The sequence below is a fragment of the Roseiconus lacunae genome (genome assembly GCF_008312935.1).
Classification (GTDB): Bacteria; Planctomycetota; Planctomycetia; order Pirellulales; family Pirellulaceae; genus Stieleria; species Stieleria lacunae.
Map to the genome: position 1 here is coordinate 473700 of NZ_VSZO01000012.1, position 14476 is coordinate 488175.

General features: G+C 54.1%; 14 protein-coding genes. All 14 read left to right on the plus strand.

The window, feature by feature from the left end; translation table 11 throughout:
• Positions 1 to 99: 99 nt before the first annotated feature.
• The 14 genes from FYC48_RS17955 (at position 100) to FYC48_RS18020 (ending at position 14452) form a co-directional block, all read left to right on the plus strand.
• Entirely contained in the window at positions 100 to 1410 is a 1311-nt protein-coding gene (locus FYC48_RS17955; RefSeq protein WP_149498098.1) for a lipopolysaccharide biosynthesis protein, read from the plus strand.
• A 99-nt stretch (positions 1411 to 1509) separates the two neighbouring features.
• Positions 1510 to 2535, plus strand: coding sequence for a glycosyltransferase family 8 protein (locus FYC48_RS17960; RefSeq protein ID WP_149498099.1), 1026 nt, complete (start codon positions 1510 to 1512; stop codon positions 2533 to 2535).
• A gap of 17 nt (positions 2536 to 2552) precedes the next feature.
• The gene (locus FYC48_RS17965; protein WP_149498100.1) at positions 2553 to 3188 is read left to right on the plus strand and encodes a sulfotransferase family protein; all 636 of its coding nucleotides are present in this window, start codon (positions 2553 to 2555) and stop codon (positions 3186 to 3188) included.
• A gap of 2 nt (positions 3189 to 3190) precedes the next feature.
• Complete coding sequence (locus FYC48_RS17970; protein ID WP_149498101.1) at positions 3191 to 4342, plus strand: glycosyltransferase family 4 protein; 1152 nt, start codon at positions 3191 to 3193, stop codon at positions 4340 to 4342.
• Between the two features lie 26 nt (positions 4343 to 4368).
• The gene (locus FYC48_RS17975) at positions 4369 to 5526 is read left to right on the plus strand and encodes a glycosyltransferase family 4 protein (protein ID WP_149498102.1); all 1158 of its coding nucleotides are present in this window, start codon (positions 4369 to 4371) and stop codon (positions 5524 to 5526) included.
• 79 nt (positions 5527 to 5605) lie between these two features.
• The gene (locus tag FYC48_RS28720; RefSeq protein WP_200836638.1) at positions 5606 to 6040 is read left to right on the plus strand and encodes an acyltransferase; all 435 of its coding nucleotides are present in this window, start codon (positions 5606 to 5608) and stop codon (positions 6038 to 6040) included.
• A 44-nt stretch (positions 6041 to 6084) separates the two neighbouring features.
• Positions 6085 to 7239, plus strand: a complete 1155-nt coding sequence (locus tag FYC48_RS17985) for a hypothetical protein (protein ID WP_149498104.1) — start codon at positions 6085 to 6087, stop codon at positions 7237 to 7239.
• The gene (locus tag FYC48_RS17990; RefSeq protein WP_160149602.1) at positions 7211 to 7903 is read left to right on the plus strand and encodes an LbetaH domain-containing protein; all 693 of its coding nucleotides are present in this window, start codon (positions 7211 to 7213) and stop codon (positions 7901 to 7903) included. Before FYC48_RS17985 ends, FYC48_RS17990 begins: the two co-directional genes overlap by 29 nt.
• A 44-nt stretch (positions 7904 to 7947) precedes the next feature.
• Positions 7948 to 9210: a glycosyltransferase family 4 protein gene (locus FYC48_RS17995; RefSeq protein WP_235034311.1), complete on the plus strand. Its 1263-nt coding sequence runs from the start codon at positions 7948 to 7950 to the stop codon at positions 9208 to 9210.
• A 26-nt stretch (positions 9211 to 9236) separates the two neighbouring features.
• On the plus strand, positions 9237 to 10586 hold the full coding sequence (locus FYC48_RS18000) for a hypothetical protein (protein WP_200836639.1): 1350 nt from the start codon (positions 9237 to 9239) through the stop codon (positions 10584 to 10586).
• 161 nt (positions 10587 to 10747) lie between these two features.
• Positions 10748 to 11896 (plus strand): glycosyltransferase family 4 protein, encoded by a 1149-nt coding sequence (locus tag FYC48_RS18005; RefSeq protein WP_149498229.1) that lies wholly within the window; start codon positions 10748 to 10750, stop codon positions 11894 to 11896.
• A gap of 6 nt (positions 11897 to 11902) precedes the next feature.
• Entirely contained in the window at positions 11903 to 12580 is a 678-nt protein-coding gene (locus tag FYC48_RS18010) for an acyltransferase (RefSeq protein WP_149498106.1), read from the plus strand.
• Entirely contained in the window at positions 12561 to 13868 is a 1308-nt protein-coding gene (locus tag FYC48_RS18015) for a glycosyltransferase (protein ID WP_149498107.1), read from the plus strand. The genes FYC48_RS18010 and FYC48_RS18015 overlap by 20 nt, the downstream gene beginning before the upstream one ends.
• Before the next feature lie 2 nt (positions 13869 to 13870).
• On the plus strand, positions 13871 to 14452 hold the full coding sequence (locus FYC48_RS18020) for a WcaF family extracellular polysaccharide biosynthesis acetyltransferase (protein WP_149498108.1): 582 nt from the start codon (positions 13871 to 13873) through the stop codon (positions 14450 to 14452).
• The last annotated feature ends 24 nt before the right edge of the window (positions 14453 to 14476 follow it).

Consider the following 14476-nt stretch of genomic DNA (forward strand, 5'->3'; position numbering starts at 1 on the left):
TTGCAAATCCCCTCCCACTCTCGCGAGAAGCCCTGGTGGCCACTCACTCGCCGCCTCGACAACGATAGCCCACTCGCAGACGTCCACTCGTATTAGGAAATGCTGACACGCCTTCAATCGATCCCTCACGCCTCGCGATTGGCTAATTGGGGACGTCTACTTTCGGTCACCGTCTCGGGACAAATTGCCGTTCAAGCGATCGGTTTTCTGTGCGGGATTATGGTGATTCGACTGCTATCGATTGAGCAATACGCGTTGTACACGCTCGCCAATACGATGCTGGGTACGATGGGGTCGCTTGCCGATTCGGGTGTCACGACCGGGGTGATTTCACAAGGCGGCAAAGTGTGGGAAGACCGCGGACGACTTGGTGCCGTCTTATCAACCGGGATGGCACTGCGTCGAAAGTTTGCCGCGATCTGTATCATTTTCTCCATTCCTATCCTGGTCATGCTCTTTCAAAAGCACGGCGCGACCTGGTGGGAGTCGAGCGCGATGATCGTCGCAATCATCCCGGCGTTTTTGATCGCGTTGTCGACCAAACTGCTGGAGGTCGCACCGAAACTGCACCAGTGCATCACGCCGATTCAAAAAACACAGGTCGGCAGTGGCCTGATCCGGTTCGTCCTGACAACCCTATTTTTGCTCGCCCTACCGATCGGGGCGCTGGCCGTTCTCGCCACCGGGCTTTCACAACTATTTTGCAATTGGCGATACCGCAAACTCTCCGGCCGGTACGTCGATCACGATACGAGCGAAGATCCGGTCGTGCGTTCAGAGATTTTGCGCATCGTCAAACGTTCCTTGCCTGGAACCTTTTACATCGCATTTTTGGGTCAGCTCAACATATGGTTGATCTCGTTCTTTGGGACGACCGACGCTGTCGCTCAAATCGGTGCCCTTGGCCGATTGGTGTTGGTCATTGCCGTCATCCAGTCGGTCTTTAGCATCCTGATCGTGCCCCGGTTTTCCAGACTTCCGTTGGAATCAAATTTAGTCGCCCAGCGATTTATCCAAGTCCAAGCGTTACTCTGGATTTGTGGGGGCAGCCTTGTCGGTGCGGTCAGCTTATTTCCGAATCAACTGCTATGGGTTCTGGGCAGTGATTACGCTGGACTTAACACCGAATTGATTCTGATGGCGGTGGTGTGTGGAATCACACTGGTCCGATTTGGTATCCAATCGCTCAATTCGGCCCGTGGCTATGTGTTGAATCCTTGGGTCTTCATGCCGCTCAATCTTGGCATCATGACCATGGCCTATAGCCTTTTCCCGCCGGTCGATGTCTACAACGCGTTGTGTGCTTCGGTGATCGGAACCCTGTTCGGACCGCTCATTCATTCGGTCAACTTTCTGGTTCACTACCGAGCAGAGCGACTTCAGCATTCACTCGACGCAGTTCCCGCGTAGTGGACGACCAATTCGGTACCGAAGTTGATTTATTTGCACCGCAGGTTAAGCGTTATCACTCCCGTCAAAACTAGCTTCCCAAGTCCGAGCGAAAAACGAATGCCGACACTCACGATCGTTTCTGCGAGCGACTCACGTTACCTTCCTGGGCTATTCGTCACGTGGGGCTCGATCCTAAAGTTCAGCCCATCGATTTCGATCGACTTTCACTTACTTCATGACGGAGTCAATGATCAAGAAGTCGACCAACTCCGGAGTCGACTTTCAAAAGTTCGTGGCAATTTCACGGTTACCGCACATCAACTCGAAGACAAGTTATTCGCAGATTTCCCCGAGTTCTTCTATGACTCGAAGATGCCGTATGCCCGACTGCTGATCCCAAAGATCATTGATAGCGATCGGGTCCTGTATGTCGACACTGATTTTGTGCTTACTCGCGATGTCAGCGAATTCCTTGAGGTTGACTTTCAAGATAAAGCGATCGCCGTCGCCGAAGAGTGGGATTACAACGGCACCGATGACTCGATGCGATTTGCGGATCAGTTCCCGAACGTTGCCGATCACAGGTATTTCAACAGTGGCTTGCTATACCTCAACCTCGATCGCATTCGCGCTCAGGGAAGTTTTGATCAGGCCATGAAACTTCTCGTAAAGTACACCGATCGGTGCCTCTATTACGATCAAACTGCGTTGAATGTCGTCTTCGCTGGCCGCTGTGTCTATTTGGATCCGAACGTCAACTATCAAATTAAATCAGGGCACGAACCCGACGTCGCGTCTTTGTCGCAACTGTCAGAGCGTGGGGTCAATTTGCATTATGTCGCAAAAACCAAACCTTGGTTATGCACCCACCACTCGCTCGCCCACCGGTTTTACCACACCGTTAGGGCAAGCTTGGAAGGCGATCAGGCGACCGCAAAGCGTTGTCGCCAATCGATGCCCGTACTGGCTTCATGCTTGATCAATGGGGCAAAGGGCGTACGCCTTAAAACGACAGCCGCGATCGGGATCGGGGATGCATCGGGTGCTCGTCGCATCGGTCGTGAACACTTCAAACACGCACATCTCCTGTGGCGTGAATTGTGTGACAACAACAAAATCGCTGCGATGCTGCGATCCATCTAAAGACGAGATTGGAATCCATGAAGATTTTTTGCACCGGATTGTCTCGTACCGGAACGACTTCGATCTGCGAGGGGTTTCGAGCACTCGGTTTGCGGGCATGTCATTTTCCGTTTGCCATTTTTGGTCAACCAGAAAAGATCGGCGAACAACAGTTCAAACCTCAACTATCACGAGGTTTGCGCGCCCGTTGGCAGTTACATCGTGAGCTAAAGGCATTGCGTTGCCACGATCCCCTTCGCATTCTTGAACAGAACGATGCGTTTTCAGATCTACCGGTTCCGCTGTACTTTGAACGGTTCGAACAGCAGTACCCTGATGCAAAATTTATCCATACGACTCGGCCGGTCACTGACTGGATCAGCAGTATGCGGTGGTTGCTCGACCGCGGACGTTACGAAAAGAACTGGACGGTCGGCGAGTTAGCCGATGAGATGCACTTCTCCGTCTACGGCTGCACTGAGTTCGACGAGATCCAATTAACCAAAGCTTGGAGTCGGCACGAAAACCGGGTGCATGACTACTTCGCCAGTCGCAGCGACAAGCTTTTGGTGCTTGATATATCGCGCGGTGATTTGTCCTTCGACAAGATTGCGCCTTTCCTAGAGATGTCGGTGCCCAGCGAACCGTTTCCGTCATCGAACGCGAAAAACTGATTATGAAAGTCTTTATCCACAGCGCGACCGAGTGCTTCACCGATCACCTTCCTCACGGGGAAGGGCTGATCTTCTACGACTATCTGGATTCGTTGATCGCACGTGGCTACGACTTCGAAGGGTACAGTGCGAAAGTGTCACTCAAAAAAGAACTGGTCGGCGCTTCGATTCAAACCTTCGAAAGTTCGTTTCCGTTGAAGAGCCTGCATCGATTCGACTACGGAAAACAGATCAACCAACGGTTCCGCGAAGCACGACGATCGGGTTCACGGTTCGATGCCGTTTGGCGTGGCAACCCTTTCGAGAACCTTTGCCCCGTGGCTCCGTCTACGGATGGTTTGCCACTCGTCGTTGGACCGATTTTTCGCAGTTGGCCTTCGGACGTACGTTCATCGCGAATTCCCTATCGGCCCAGCCATATCGCATCTCGACTCGGCGCCCGTGGATGGCAACAAACATTGCGAAAGGCGAACCTGATTCTTTCGACAAGTGAAGAATTAACCCGCTCTTTCGAAGCCCGTGATGACATCCGTGGGCGTGTGATCACGATCCCGGTAATCATCGAAAGGCCGACCGAAATCAGGCCAACAATACGACCCGAAGGATCTCGGTGGCAGATCTCTTGGGTCGGTCGGCTTAGCCCAGAAAAGTTCCCAAACGTCGCGATCGAAACGATCGCCAACTTGCGTAACCGAGGTCATGACGTTCACCTCCGCATGGCCGGCGATGGGGCACTCCGAGAGTCGATTGAGACCCTTGTCGACAAACTCGGTCTTACCGGCTGCGTCGATGTGCTCGGTGCGATCCCCAATAAAGACGTGTGGAAGTTACACGAGTCGTGTGACCTGCATTTGTCGACTTCGAAGAATGAGCCCTACGGACGTGCGATCTTGGAATCGATGTGCGCCGGCTGTGTCCCGATCGCGCATAACTCGGGTGGCCCTTCGGAGTTCCTAAGCAACCCCGAGGAAGCCGTCTTAGTCGAAGAACATGGAGTTGCCGCCTATGCCGATGCGATCTCCGGATTGATCAGTCACGAAAATCGCTTCAAAACAATGTCACAGCGTGCCACCGAAGCCATGCGATCGTATAGCAAGGATTCCGTCGGCCGGCGTCTGGATCAAGAATTTCAATCACTGGGAGAACGGAATTGAGAATCGGGTTATTCACACCGCTACCAGTGTCTCGATCGATCGGCGCTACCAAGAACCGCGTCGAATTCGCCGAGGCGCTTGGTCGGCTTGGCTGGGATGCGGAAGTGTTTGGGGCGGAAGAAATCGGTGCCGGGGCGACGCACGACCGAAATGGGTACGAAGCCTATCAGCGAAAGCTTCGCGAATTTTTATGTCAGCACCACGACCGATTTGACATCGCGCTAGTCGAAGCGGACACGCTACCATTTCCGCGTGAAACGCTTCCGCCTGACATGCTGATCGTCGCGAGGCCGGCGATGGTCTGGGTTCATCACCATCTGATTGAAATCCCGACACCCGATTTTAGCGTCCCACGTCGGATGGCCCAGCGAGTCAAAGGTTTCGTGCGTCGCAACGCCGCGTGGACGCCCCTTCAGCGCCGTGGGCCACAGCGTCAGACCTGCCAGTCCGTTGATCTGGTTCATGCGCTAACACAATGGGACGCCGATGCGTTACAAGCTGACGGAGTGCGACGAACCACCTTCGAAGTGATTCCCAATGGGATCCATGCCGATCGAGCGCATGAGCTTCGAGCCGCCCGCCACGCACATGATGCGAATGATGCGAAATCGATCGTTTTTGTCGGGTCGTTCGACTACCGGAAAGGCTGTTTGGACATCGCCGAAATCATGTCGCACTTGTGGGCCGAAGACGAGCAATATCGATTGACGCTTCTCGGTGCGAAAGGCTTGTTCCAGTCCGAGCAGCAAATCCGCGCCCACTTTCCTGCCCAGTGGCAACATCAGCTTGAAGTGGTGATGAGGTTTGACAACGCTCAATTGCCTGACCTAATGGCGCGGCAATCGATCGGATTATTTCCGAGTTACGTGGAAGGGTTTCCTTTTGGGTGCCTGGAGATGATTGCGTCTGGGCTCCCCACGGTCGCCTATCGATCGCCCGGAGCGGAGTGTTTTGTCCCCGATCAAATCCAAGTCACACCCGGCGACGTCGAAACCGCGGTAGCGTTGATTCGTCGCTTGGCAAGCGACCCTGATTTTTATTCTCATACGACGGACGCCTGCCTTGAAGTTGCAGCCAGATACGATTGGGATCGAGTCGCAGCCGATGCCAGTAACATCTACGAACGAGAACTTCGACGACGACGTGGTCAGCCTCAGCCAACGCTGCAAAGCGTATCGGTTTGACGGGCTGCTATGGCTTTGCAATGTCGTCGTAGCGAACTTCCCGAGTGCCCGTGTCCGTCATTGGTTTTATCGTCGTGCGATGAAAATCGATCTTGCGCCTGGGGCTCACCTGTTGTCAGGGACTTGGATCGATGGTCGAGGTAATCTAAGCATCGGTGCGAATTCGATCATCAATCAACGTTGTCGGCTGGACAATCGCGGAACGCTCTCAATTGGTGCGAACGTCAGCATCTCACCGGAAGTTCATTTGATCACCGCCGAACATGACATACGAGATCGAGACGGTTTTGCCGGCTACACCGAACCGATCACGATTGATGACTGGGTCTTTATCGGATCGCGAGCGATTGTGCTTCCGGGAGTCACGATTGGGGCACATGCCGTGGTTGCCGCCGGGGCGGTGGTGACCAAAGATGTCCAGCCCAACGCCATCGTTGCCGGAGTACCGGCTAAAAAAATCGGGGAACGTCCCGATGTTCATTACCAACTGAATTATCGCCGTCACTTCTTTTAGTGGTGCTAGGACTAAACGTGTTCGCGAAAAAGGAAGGCGACGAAGTGAGTTTGACTGAGGAGTTGGCGGTGCCAACCATTGTCCATCTTGTTCCCAACTCCAAACCGAAAGGTTGCGGGGTGACCGATTATGCGATCGCGGTCTGTGAGCAGACGCAGCGATTGGATAGATCGATCAAGACGCAAATCGTCCGTGTCGATGGGTGTCCCGAATCCACACCTTCGGACGCGTTCGCAGAAAAATTTTGGGAGAAGATCGATGGAAAAATCAAGGATGACATACGCAATGTCACCGCAATTGTCTTGCATTACAGCGGTTATGGATACAGTCAGGATGGGGCTCCGGACTGGCTCGCGACGGCGATCGGTGACCGCCCGCAGCCGTATTCACGGATCCCCGTGGTCACCTTTTTTCATGAACTGTATGCGACCGCGTGGCCATGGCGACGAACGTTCTGGCACAGTCGCCGTCAACGTTTGATCGCCGAACAATTGGCCACAATCAGCGACAGTATTTTGACCAACCGCCAGGTCAGCGCGACCTGGCTCGAAGAGAATACGCCGGAATCGGTCGAAGAAGTTCGCTACTTACCGGTGCCAAGTAACATTGGCGAACCCTCCGGTTATGTCCCCTATCAATCACGCGAACCGATCGCGATTCTATTCGGGCGAAACATTTTCAAACGCCCCTTCACTCGCGGTTCCGGTGCGACGCTGACGACTGATATTTGCCGCCATCTAGGTATCGAACGGATCATCGATATCGGCAATCAGGCGGACTGGAACACCAAGGCATTCGAGGCCGCCGGGATCGAAATCCAAACGCCGGGTTACCTTTCCGGTGAAGATGTTTTGAACTATATGCTTCAGGCTCGTATCGGATTTTTCAGCTATTATCCTGATCATCTCGAAAAATCAGGAATCCTAGCGGCATTTGCCAGATGTGGTGTTCCAATGATCGCCCCGCGACGTGTCAATTCGGCTTTAGCGGAATTGATTCAGGTTGATCATCAACTTCATTTTTCTCGCGGCCTCCTGGGCCGTGATCGTGAACAGATTGACTTGGCACTTGCCGACACTTCCGAACGATTGCACCGTTGGAGTCTGGCGCACTGCGTGACAAAACATGCCCAACTGATTATCAATGCCTGCATCGATGCGCGAATGCAAAATGGGTTTACTGACTTATCTCGTTGCTAACCGATGCCGCCCCCGATTTGGTAGCTACCAATGGTTACGCTACTGGGTCAAGCGGATTCGCCTCTCGCGTGAACTGGTCGTCCAGGTCTTGCGACAAGCTCGTTTTGCGCGTCGATGTGATTCCTTTGGAAAACGCAATGCGCTTTCGTCAATGTCGGTATCGGGATCGATGAAGCGTCTGTCCATCGGTAACGACTGTGCGCTTGGAAAGATCAACATTCAACTGCACAATCATGTCACGATCGGCAATGCCGTGGTCGCCAATGACGGCGTCCACATTATCACCGGCTCACATGATATTCATGACGGTACCTGGCCACTGATTTCGAACCCGGTAGTCGTCGAAGACTACGCATGGTTGGCGACCGGGTCAGTCGTTTTGCCCGGCGTCACCGTCGGACGCGGTGCGGTGGTCGGTGCGTTCGCGGTGGTTGCCAAGTCGATCCCGCCGCTGGCGATCGCCGTCGGTAACCCGGCTCGAGTTGTCGGCTATCGAAAGGTCTCCGAATTCGAATATCGCCCCAACCGTTTGTATGCACTGTTCGAAGCCTGGATCGGTCCACAACAACGCAAAGAGACCACTGCTTCGCCACCGACCGCGATCGAAGGCGTCTGCCTGGGATCGAACCCACTCGCCGAGTCACATTCGCACCTTCATAGCTGAAGCAGTGCGCCGAACATGAAAACGAAGCCGATACACAACATTCAATGAAATTAAGCACCGGCGAATTGATGAACAAAGTCGTCTTCGCGCATCCGACTGGGAATGCGAATTCACGTGCCGCTTTGACGGGACTGTGCGACGCCTCGCTGCTAAGCGAATTCCATACCTCGGTCGCAATGTACTCAGGCAACCTCTGGTCCAAACTTTCAAAGCTCCCCCTTTGTGGCGAGTTAAAGCGACGCTGTTTCGACGACCAAGCCCGCCCCTACACCCGACATCGGGCGATCCGTGAACTTGGACGAATCATTGCGTCGAAGGCTAATCTTGACTTCTTGACACGACGAGAACGTGGCGTTTTTTCGGTCGAAGCCGTCTATCGCGATATCGACCGTCGCGTAGCGCGTTCGGTCGAGCGTCAAAAAGGCGCCGCCGTCTATGCCTATGAAGACGGCGCGTTAGAGTCCTTTCGAACGGCGAAACGAAACGGCGTTCGGTGTATCTATGATCTGCCGATCGGCTACTGGAAAACCCAACGACGTCTATTGTCCGAAGAATCCAATCGCTGGCCCGAATGGTCGTCTACCTTGACCAGCCTGCGTGATTCGCCGGGAAAGCTTGCCTTCAAAGACGAAGAACTGCGTCTGGCCGACAAGATCTATGTTGCCAGTCGATTCACCAAATGGACGCTCGAAGATTTTGACGGTACGCTCGCACCGATCGAAGTCATTCCGTACGGTTTTCCTCCCGCCGAAAAGCCTCGTTCCTACGATGGCCTTACCAAACGACGATTGAAACTGCTGTTCGTCGGCGGTTTATCTCAGCGAAAGGGGATCGCGGATATGTTTTCGGCCGTCGATCAAGTGAAAGACGAAGTCGAGTTAACGGTCGTGGGGAAGTCGGCCGTCTCCCACTGCCGCCCGCTCAATGAAGCACTACAAAACCATCGCTGGATTCCTTCACTGCCTCACAGTGACGTCATCAGCTTAATGCGTGAACACGATGTGCTGCTTTTCCCATCGCTCTTCGAAGGATTTGGGTTGGTCATCACCGAAGCAATGTCTCAGGGGACCGCGGTGATCACTACCGATCGGACGGCGGGCCCCGATCTGATTGAGCACGGAAAAAATGGATGGATCATTCCTGCCGGCTCGACGGAAGCACTGCTTACTCAAATCCAAAGTCTGCTCAATGACCGTGATCAAGTCGCTAGCGTGGGCGAACAAGCTCGTCAGTCAGCGATCGCGCGTCCCTGGCAAACTTATGGCGACGAGCTAGCGGCAAGCATTCGTCACTTTTTATCGGAATAACGATCCGTTTGTTCGAAAACTCGTCTATGTCAGACACCTCCGCATTGACGTCCTCTCCGCCCAGAACACAGCCGCTTTCGGTATCGCGTACCACGTCAAGTATGAAATTGATGCGGGCGGGGATTTGGGCCTACGTCCTGCTGCTGTTTTTCGAGGGGGCTCTGCGAAAGTGGTTCCTTCCCGGGTTGGCAACGCCGTTACTGGTGATCCGGGATCCGGTAGCCTTGGCGGTGATTTTTCTTGCCGGCCGCGAACGCCTGATGCCGCTGAACACCTATGTCGTCGGCGTCTTCGTGATTGGGATCACGGCCGCAATTGGCGCCGTATTCTCCGGCCACGGGCATCCCTTTGTCGCCGCTTATGGCGCGCGTTTGATGCTAATCCATTTTCCGTTCGCATTTGCAATGGGGCGGATCCTCAATCGCGAGGATGTACTAAAATTTGGCGAATTCATGCTGTGGCTAACGGTCGTCATGGTGATCCTCGCGGGGCTGCAATTTTTCAGCCCGCAGTCCGCGTGGGTTAACCGTGGTGTTGGCGGCGATATGGAAGGCGCCGGATTCGATGGGGCGATGGGCTACTTTCGGCCTCCGGGAACATTCTCATTTACCAATGGCTTGACACTCTTTCTTGGTGTCTCGGCGGCCTTCATTTTCTACTTTTGGCTGGAACCGGGACGGGTCAAGCGAAGTTTGCTGCTCGCCGCCACGACGGCACTGATCGCATCCATTCCTTTGTCGATTAGCCGCGCACTCGTATTCGAAGTCTTGATCACAATCGTATTCACAACCGTGGTTGCGATTCGCCGTCCCAAGTATGCCAAGAAACTGTTTCCCGCCTTCGTCGGAATCGCGTTTGCGATTGGCGTCCTGGCGATGACACCGGCGCTACAAACTGCGACCGAAGTGTTGACGAGTCGTTTCACCGCTGCATCGAAAGCCGAGGGTGGCTTGGAAGGCACGCTCGGCGACCGATTTCTCGGCGGGTTACTGTCGGCAGTCGCGAACTCAGCCGAGAAGCCCCTGCTTGGGTCGGGTCTCGGCTTAGGGACCAATGTCGGAGCGAAGCTTGCCACAGGTCAAGTTCAGTTTGTCCTCGCCGAAGCGGAGTGGGCGAGGACGATTGATGAAATCGGGCCTTTTTTAGGAATGACGCTGATTATGATCCGAACCGGGTTGGCGTTTCACTTGCTATGGCTTTCGTTTGTCCAGATCGGCAAGGGATCCCCGTTGCCATGGTTATTGATGAGTTTCGGGTTTCTTATCATTGCCCAAGGCGGCTGGGCTCAGCCGACCGCACTTGGGTTCCACTCACTTATCGTTGGACTCGTGCTCGCGTCGCTTCGCCCCGGCAACTCCCCCGCCTTTCCAAGGTGATAAACACAGCGTCTTGCTTGCCTCACGCACACTTCGCTCGTAACGTTGGCTGATTGCCAATCGCACTTCGAACATTAACCGATCAATCAACGCTAACGACTAATCCAGTGATCGCTCTGCAAGAATCTACCGAGCCAAAAACTGCCCCCCCTGTTCCTGTAATGGAAGAGCAACCGAAACGACACCCCCAAGAAGTGATCTTGATTGGCAATTACCCGCTCGATCGCCAAGAGAGTATGGAGCGATTTGCCGTCTTGTTGCATCGGGAATTGACCGATCGGGGTATCGAGGTCAAACATTGGCGCCCCATCGCGGTGCTAGGCCGCGTCGCCACGTCGACGACATCTGGGTACGGAAAGTGGCTCGGGTATTTCGATAAATGGCTGTTCTTTCCCCTTGTTCTGTTTCTTCGCCGTTGGTTTCATCCGCAAGCTCATTTTCATGTTTGCGATCACTCCAACGCGCCGTACCTACGTTCGCTTCCGTCGAAACATTCGTCCATTACCTGCCATGATGTCTTGGCCGTTCGCGCGGCCGAAGGATTCACCGACACCTATTGTCAGACATCGTCGGTAGGGCGATTTCTTCAGCGTTGGATCAAGAAACATTTATTGCAAGCGGATCGCTTGGTCGCCGTGTCGAATCAAACGATGAGCCACCTTCATGAATTTGAACCGACCTCGAATACCGAGCGTTGGCGAGTGATTCACTTGGCGCTCAACAACAACTTTCACCCCGTTTCGCAAACCCAACAACGTCAGCTCCTTGCCCCTTATGGTCTTGGCGGGGATCGTAGCTCGTTCATCATGCATCTTGGGTCATCGTTGCAACGAAAGAACCGAGAAATGTTGATCGACATGGTCAGCCACCTCGGTGAAACCTGGGGGGGAAAGATCTGTTTCGCGGGTGCCCCGGTTGAAACAGCGCTTCGTGAACGGGCACGAGAGCTTGGTGTCGAAGATCGAATTGTTGAGATCACCAAGCCGAGCCACGATGTTTTGCTCGCCTTGTATTCAAGCTGCGATGCGTTCGTGTTCCCTTCATTTTCGGAAGGCTTTGGATGGCCGGTGATCGAAGCTCAAGCATGCGGCGCACCGGTCATTTCGAGCGACGTCGCACCGATGCCGGAGGTCAGCGGAGGCACGGCCCTGCACGCTTCGCCGACGGATGCGGAAGCATTTGCCGAACACTTGCTTTCCCTACAAGACCGCGACGTCCGGCACCGCGTCGTTGAAGAAGGTTTTGAGAACGTCAAGCGGTTTGCGCCAAAGGTGATGATCGATGCTTATGTCCAGATGATGGCGGACTGAAACAACATGCGTTTTGTGCGACTGCTGATCAAGGCGGCGGTGATTTTTTTGCCCTGGCCGCTACGAAGACGAATCCTGATAGCGACGTTCGGTTATCAGATCCACCCTTCGGCGCGGATCCGTTTGTCGTGGGTATACCCGCGGATGCTTGTGATGGGAGCGCATTCCAAGATTGGCCCGTTTGTCGTCGCGGTCAATTTGGATTTAGTCACGCTCGGCCACCACTCGTCGATCGGGCGTCGAAATTGGATCACGGGCTTTCCGACCGGAACGTCGAGTCCCCACTTCGCGGATCAACTCGACCGACGAAGCGAATTGATCGTTGGAGATCATTCGGCAATCACTAAGAATCACCATCTCGATTGCACCAGTTCAATTGTGATCGGAAATTTTGTCACGATCGCGGGCTATCACTCGCAGTTGCTCACTCATTCGGTCGACATCGCCGCTTGCCGGCAAGCGAGTTCTCCGATCACGATCGGTGACTACAGCTTTGTTGGCACCAAAACCGTGATCCTTGGCGGCGCTAGCCTCCCGGCATACTCCGTCCTGGGTGCTAGTTCGCTGCTGAACAAAGCGTTCGATCAAACTTATCAGTTGTATGCCGGTGTCCCAGCGAACGCCGTCAAACCGCTTCCCGAAGATTCAAAATACTTTACAAGAGATGTCGGTTTCATTGTCTGAATCGCGCACGGATCGGCAAGCATTCGCAAGCGAATCAACCCGAACATCGCGACATGCCAAGGGCCCCAAGGTCCTGCATATCATGCCGACGATGAATCCATCGTATGGTGGCCCATGCCAGGGTGTCCGCAATTTGGTTCCACCGATGGATCGGCTGGGAACAACCAGCGAAGTCGTATCGTTCGATCCACCGGAAAATGATTTTTCGCCGTCCGATCCTTTCGTAACACATTGCTTAGGGTCGGGTCGTGGGCCATGGTCGTACAACCGATCCTATCGCCCCTGGCTCGAAGCGAATGCCTGCAACTATGACGTGTTGATCATCCATGGCGACTGGTTGTACCAATCGATCGCGACGATCAGGTCGTTGGCAAAACTGCGGAAGCATCGGCCGGCAGTCGACCTCCCGAAAGTCTACGCAATGCCACACGGCATGCTTGACCCTTGGTTTCAACGGGATGCGTCGCGACGCATCAAAGCGATCCGGAATTGGATCTACTGGAAGGTCTTTGAACATCGTGTGATCGAAGAAAGCGACGGAGTATTGTTCACATGCCATCAGGAACTCGAACTCGCCCGGATTCCCTTTCGCCCTTATCGCCCCAAATTAGAAATCGATGTTGGCTACGGTGTCCCTCGTCCGCCGGCGGCTGATGAAGAAAAACGGCAAGCGTTTCTTCGGCATTGCCCTGAACTTGACGACCGACCCTACCTGCTGTTCCTCAGTCGAATCGATCCCAAAAAAGGCATCGACTTGTTAATTCGCGCCTATGCCGCGGTCAGTGCTGAATTCCCGGTCGATACACGCATCCCAGCTTTGGTCATCGCGGGTCCCGATGGTTCCGCCTATGCTCGGGAAATGAAACGTCTGGCTGGTGAACTGGGTTTGACCAAACCGTCAGACCACAACCGAAATCACGCGGCCGTCCAGTTCACCGGGATGCTGAAAGGCGACGCTAAGTGGGGCGCGTTTTATGGTTGTGATGCGTTCGTTCTTCCCAGTCATCAAGAGAATTTTGGCATCGCAGTCGCCGAAGCACTTGCCTGCGGTTCACCGGTATTGATTTCCAATCAAGTGAATATTTTTGTGGAGATACAAAACGCAAAAGCCGGTTTGATTTTCGACGATAACTTCGAAGGCACCTGCGACTCACTGCGGCAATGGCTTTCGCTAACACCGGCAGAACGCACCGCCTATCGAACCTCTGCGACAGCATGCTATCAACGGTACTTCTCGGTTGACGGAGCCGCCAAACAATTCTTTGAAGCGATCGCCGGGGCCACTTGAACATGCTGGCAAGTGAATCCAAAGTTCGGCTCGATCAATTCGATGCCCAACAAGGTCTTGATCGTGGGGCATCACGATTGACCGAAATGGCTTGGTACTTGGTCAAATGCATGCTGTTCTTGAGCCCTTTGCCATGGCCAGGATCATGGAAGTGCAAGCTACTTCGCCTGTTCGGTGCGAAGATTGGACGTGGGGTGGTGATCAAGCCACGCGTCAATATTCACTTCCCCTGGAAGCTTACACTTGGCGATCACAGTTGGATCGGTGAAGAAGTGTTCATCCTCAACTTCGAACCGATCGAAATCGGAGACCATGCTTGTGTCTCGCAGCGGGCATTTCTTTGCGGTGGGAACCATGATTTTCGCGATCCAACGTTTGCGTATCGCAACGCACCAATCAAGATTGGGAAAGGTGTGTGGATCGGAGCCCAATCATTTGTCGGCCCGGGTGTCACGGTTGACGATTACTCTGTCGTGGTCGCGGGAAGCATTGTGTCGACGAATCTTCCCTCGGCGTCGATTTGCAGGGGGAACCCGTGCCAACCGATTAAACCGCGTTGGCCATCGACTTCAGGCGGCGAATAATAAAGCGTCGTCATGTCATGCTTT

Excerpts from the sequence above, each read along its gene's own strand:
- FYC48_RS18000 (WP_200836639.1), top strand. The coding sequence starts at position 9,237 with ATGTCAGACACCTCCGCATTGACGTCCTCTCCGCCCAGAACACAGCCG.
- FYC48_RS17955 (WP_149498098.1), top strand. The coding sequence starts at position 100 with ATGCTGACACGCCTTCAATCGATCCCTCACGCCTCGCGATTGGCTAAT.
- FYC48_RS18005 (WP_149498229.1), top strand. The coding sequence starts at position 10,748 with ATGGAAGAGCAACCGAAACGACACCCCCAAGAAGTGATCTTGATTGGC.
- FYC48_RS17965 (WP_149498100.1), top strand. The coding sequence starts at position 2,553 with ATGAAGATTTTTTGCACCGGATTGTCTCGTACCGGAACGACTTCGATC.
- FYC48_RS17960 (WP_149498099.1), top strand. The coding sequence starts at position 1,510 with ATGCCGACACTCACGATCGTTTCTGCGAGCGACTCACGTTACCTTCCT.
- FYC48_RS17995 (WP_235034311.1), top strand. The coding sequence starts at position 7,948 with ATGAAATTAAGCACCGGCGAATTGATGAACAAAGTCGTCTTCGCGCAT.
- FYC48_RS17970 (WP_149498101.1), top strand. The coding sequence starts at position 3,191 with ATGAAAGTCTTTATCCACAGCGCGACCGAGTGCTTCACCGATCACCTT.
- FYC48_RS17990 (WP_160149602.1), top strand. The coding sequence starts at position 7,211 with ATGGGTTTACTGACTTATCTCGTTGCTAACCGATGCCGCCCCCGATTT.
- FYC48_RS18020 (WP_149498108.1), top strand. The coding sequence starts at position 13,871 with ATGCTGGCAAGTGAATCCAAAGTTCGGCTCGATCAATTCGATGCCCAA.
- FYC48_RS18015 (WP_149498107.1), top strand. The coding sequence starts at position 12,561 with ATGTCGGTTTCATTGTCTGAATCGCGCACGGATCGGCAAGCATTCGCA.
- FYC48_RS18010 (WP_149498106.1), top strand. The coding sequence starts at position 11,903 with ATGCGTTTTGTGCGACTGCTGATCAAGGCGGCGGTGATTTTTTTGCCC.
- FYC48_RS28720 (WP_200836638.1), top strand. The coding sequence starts at position 5,606 with ATGAAAATCGATCTTGCGCCTGGGGCTCACCTGTTGTCAGGGACTTGG.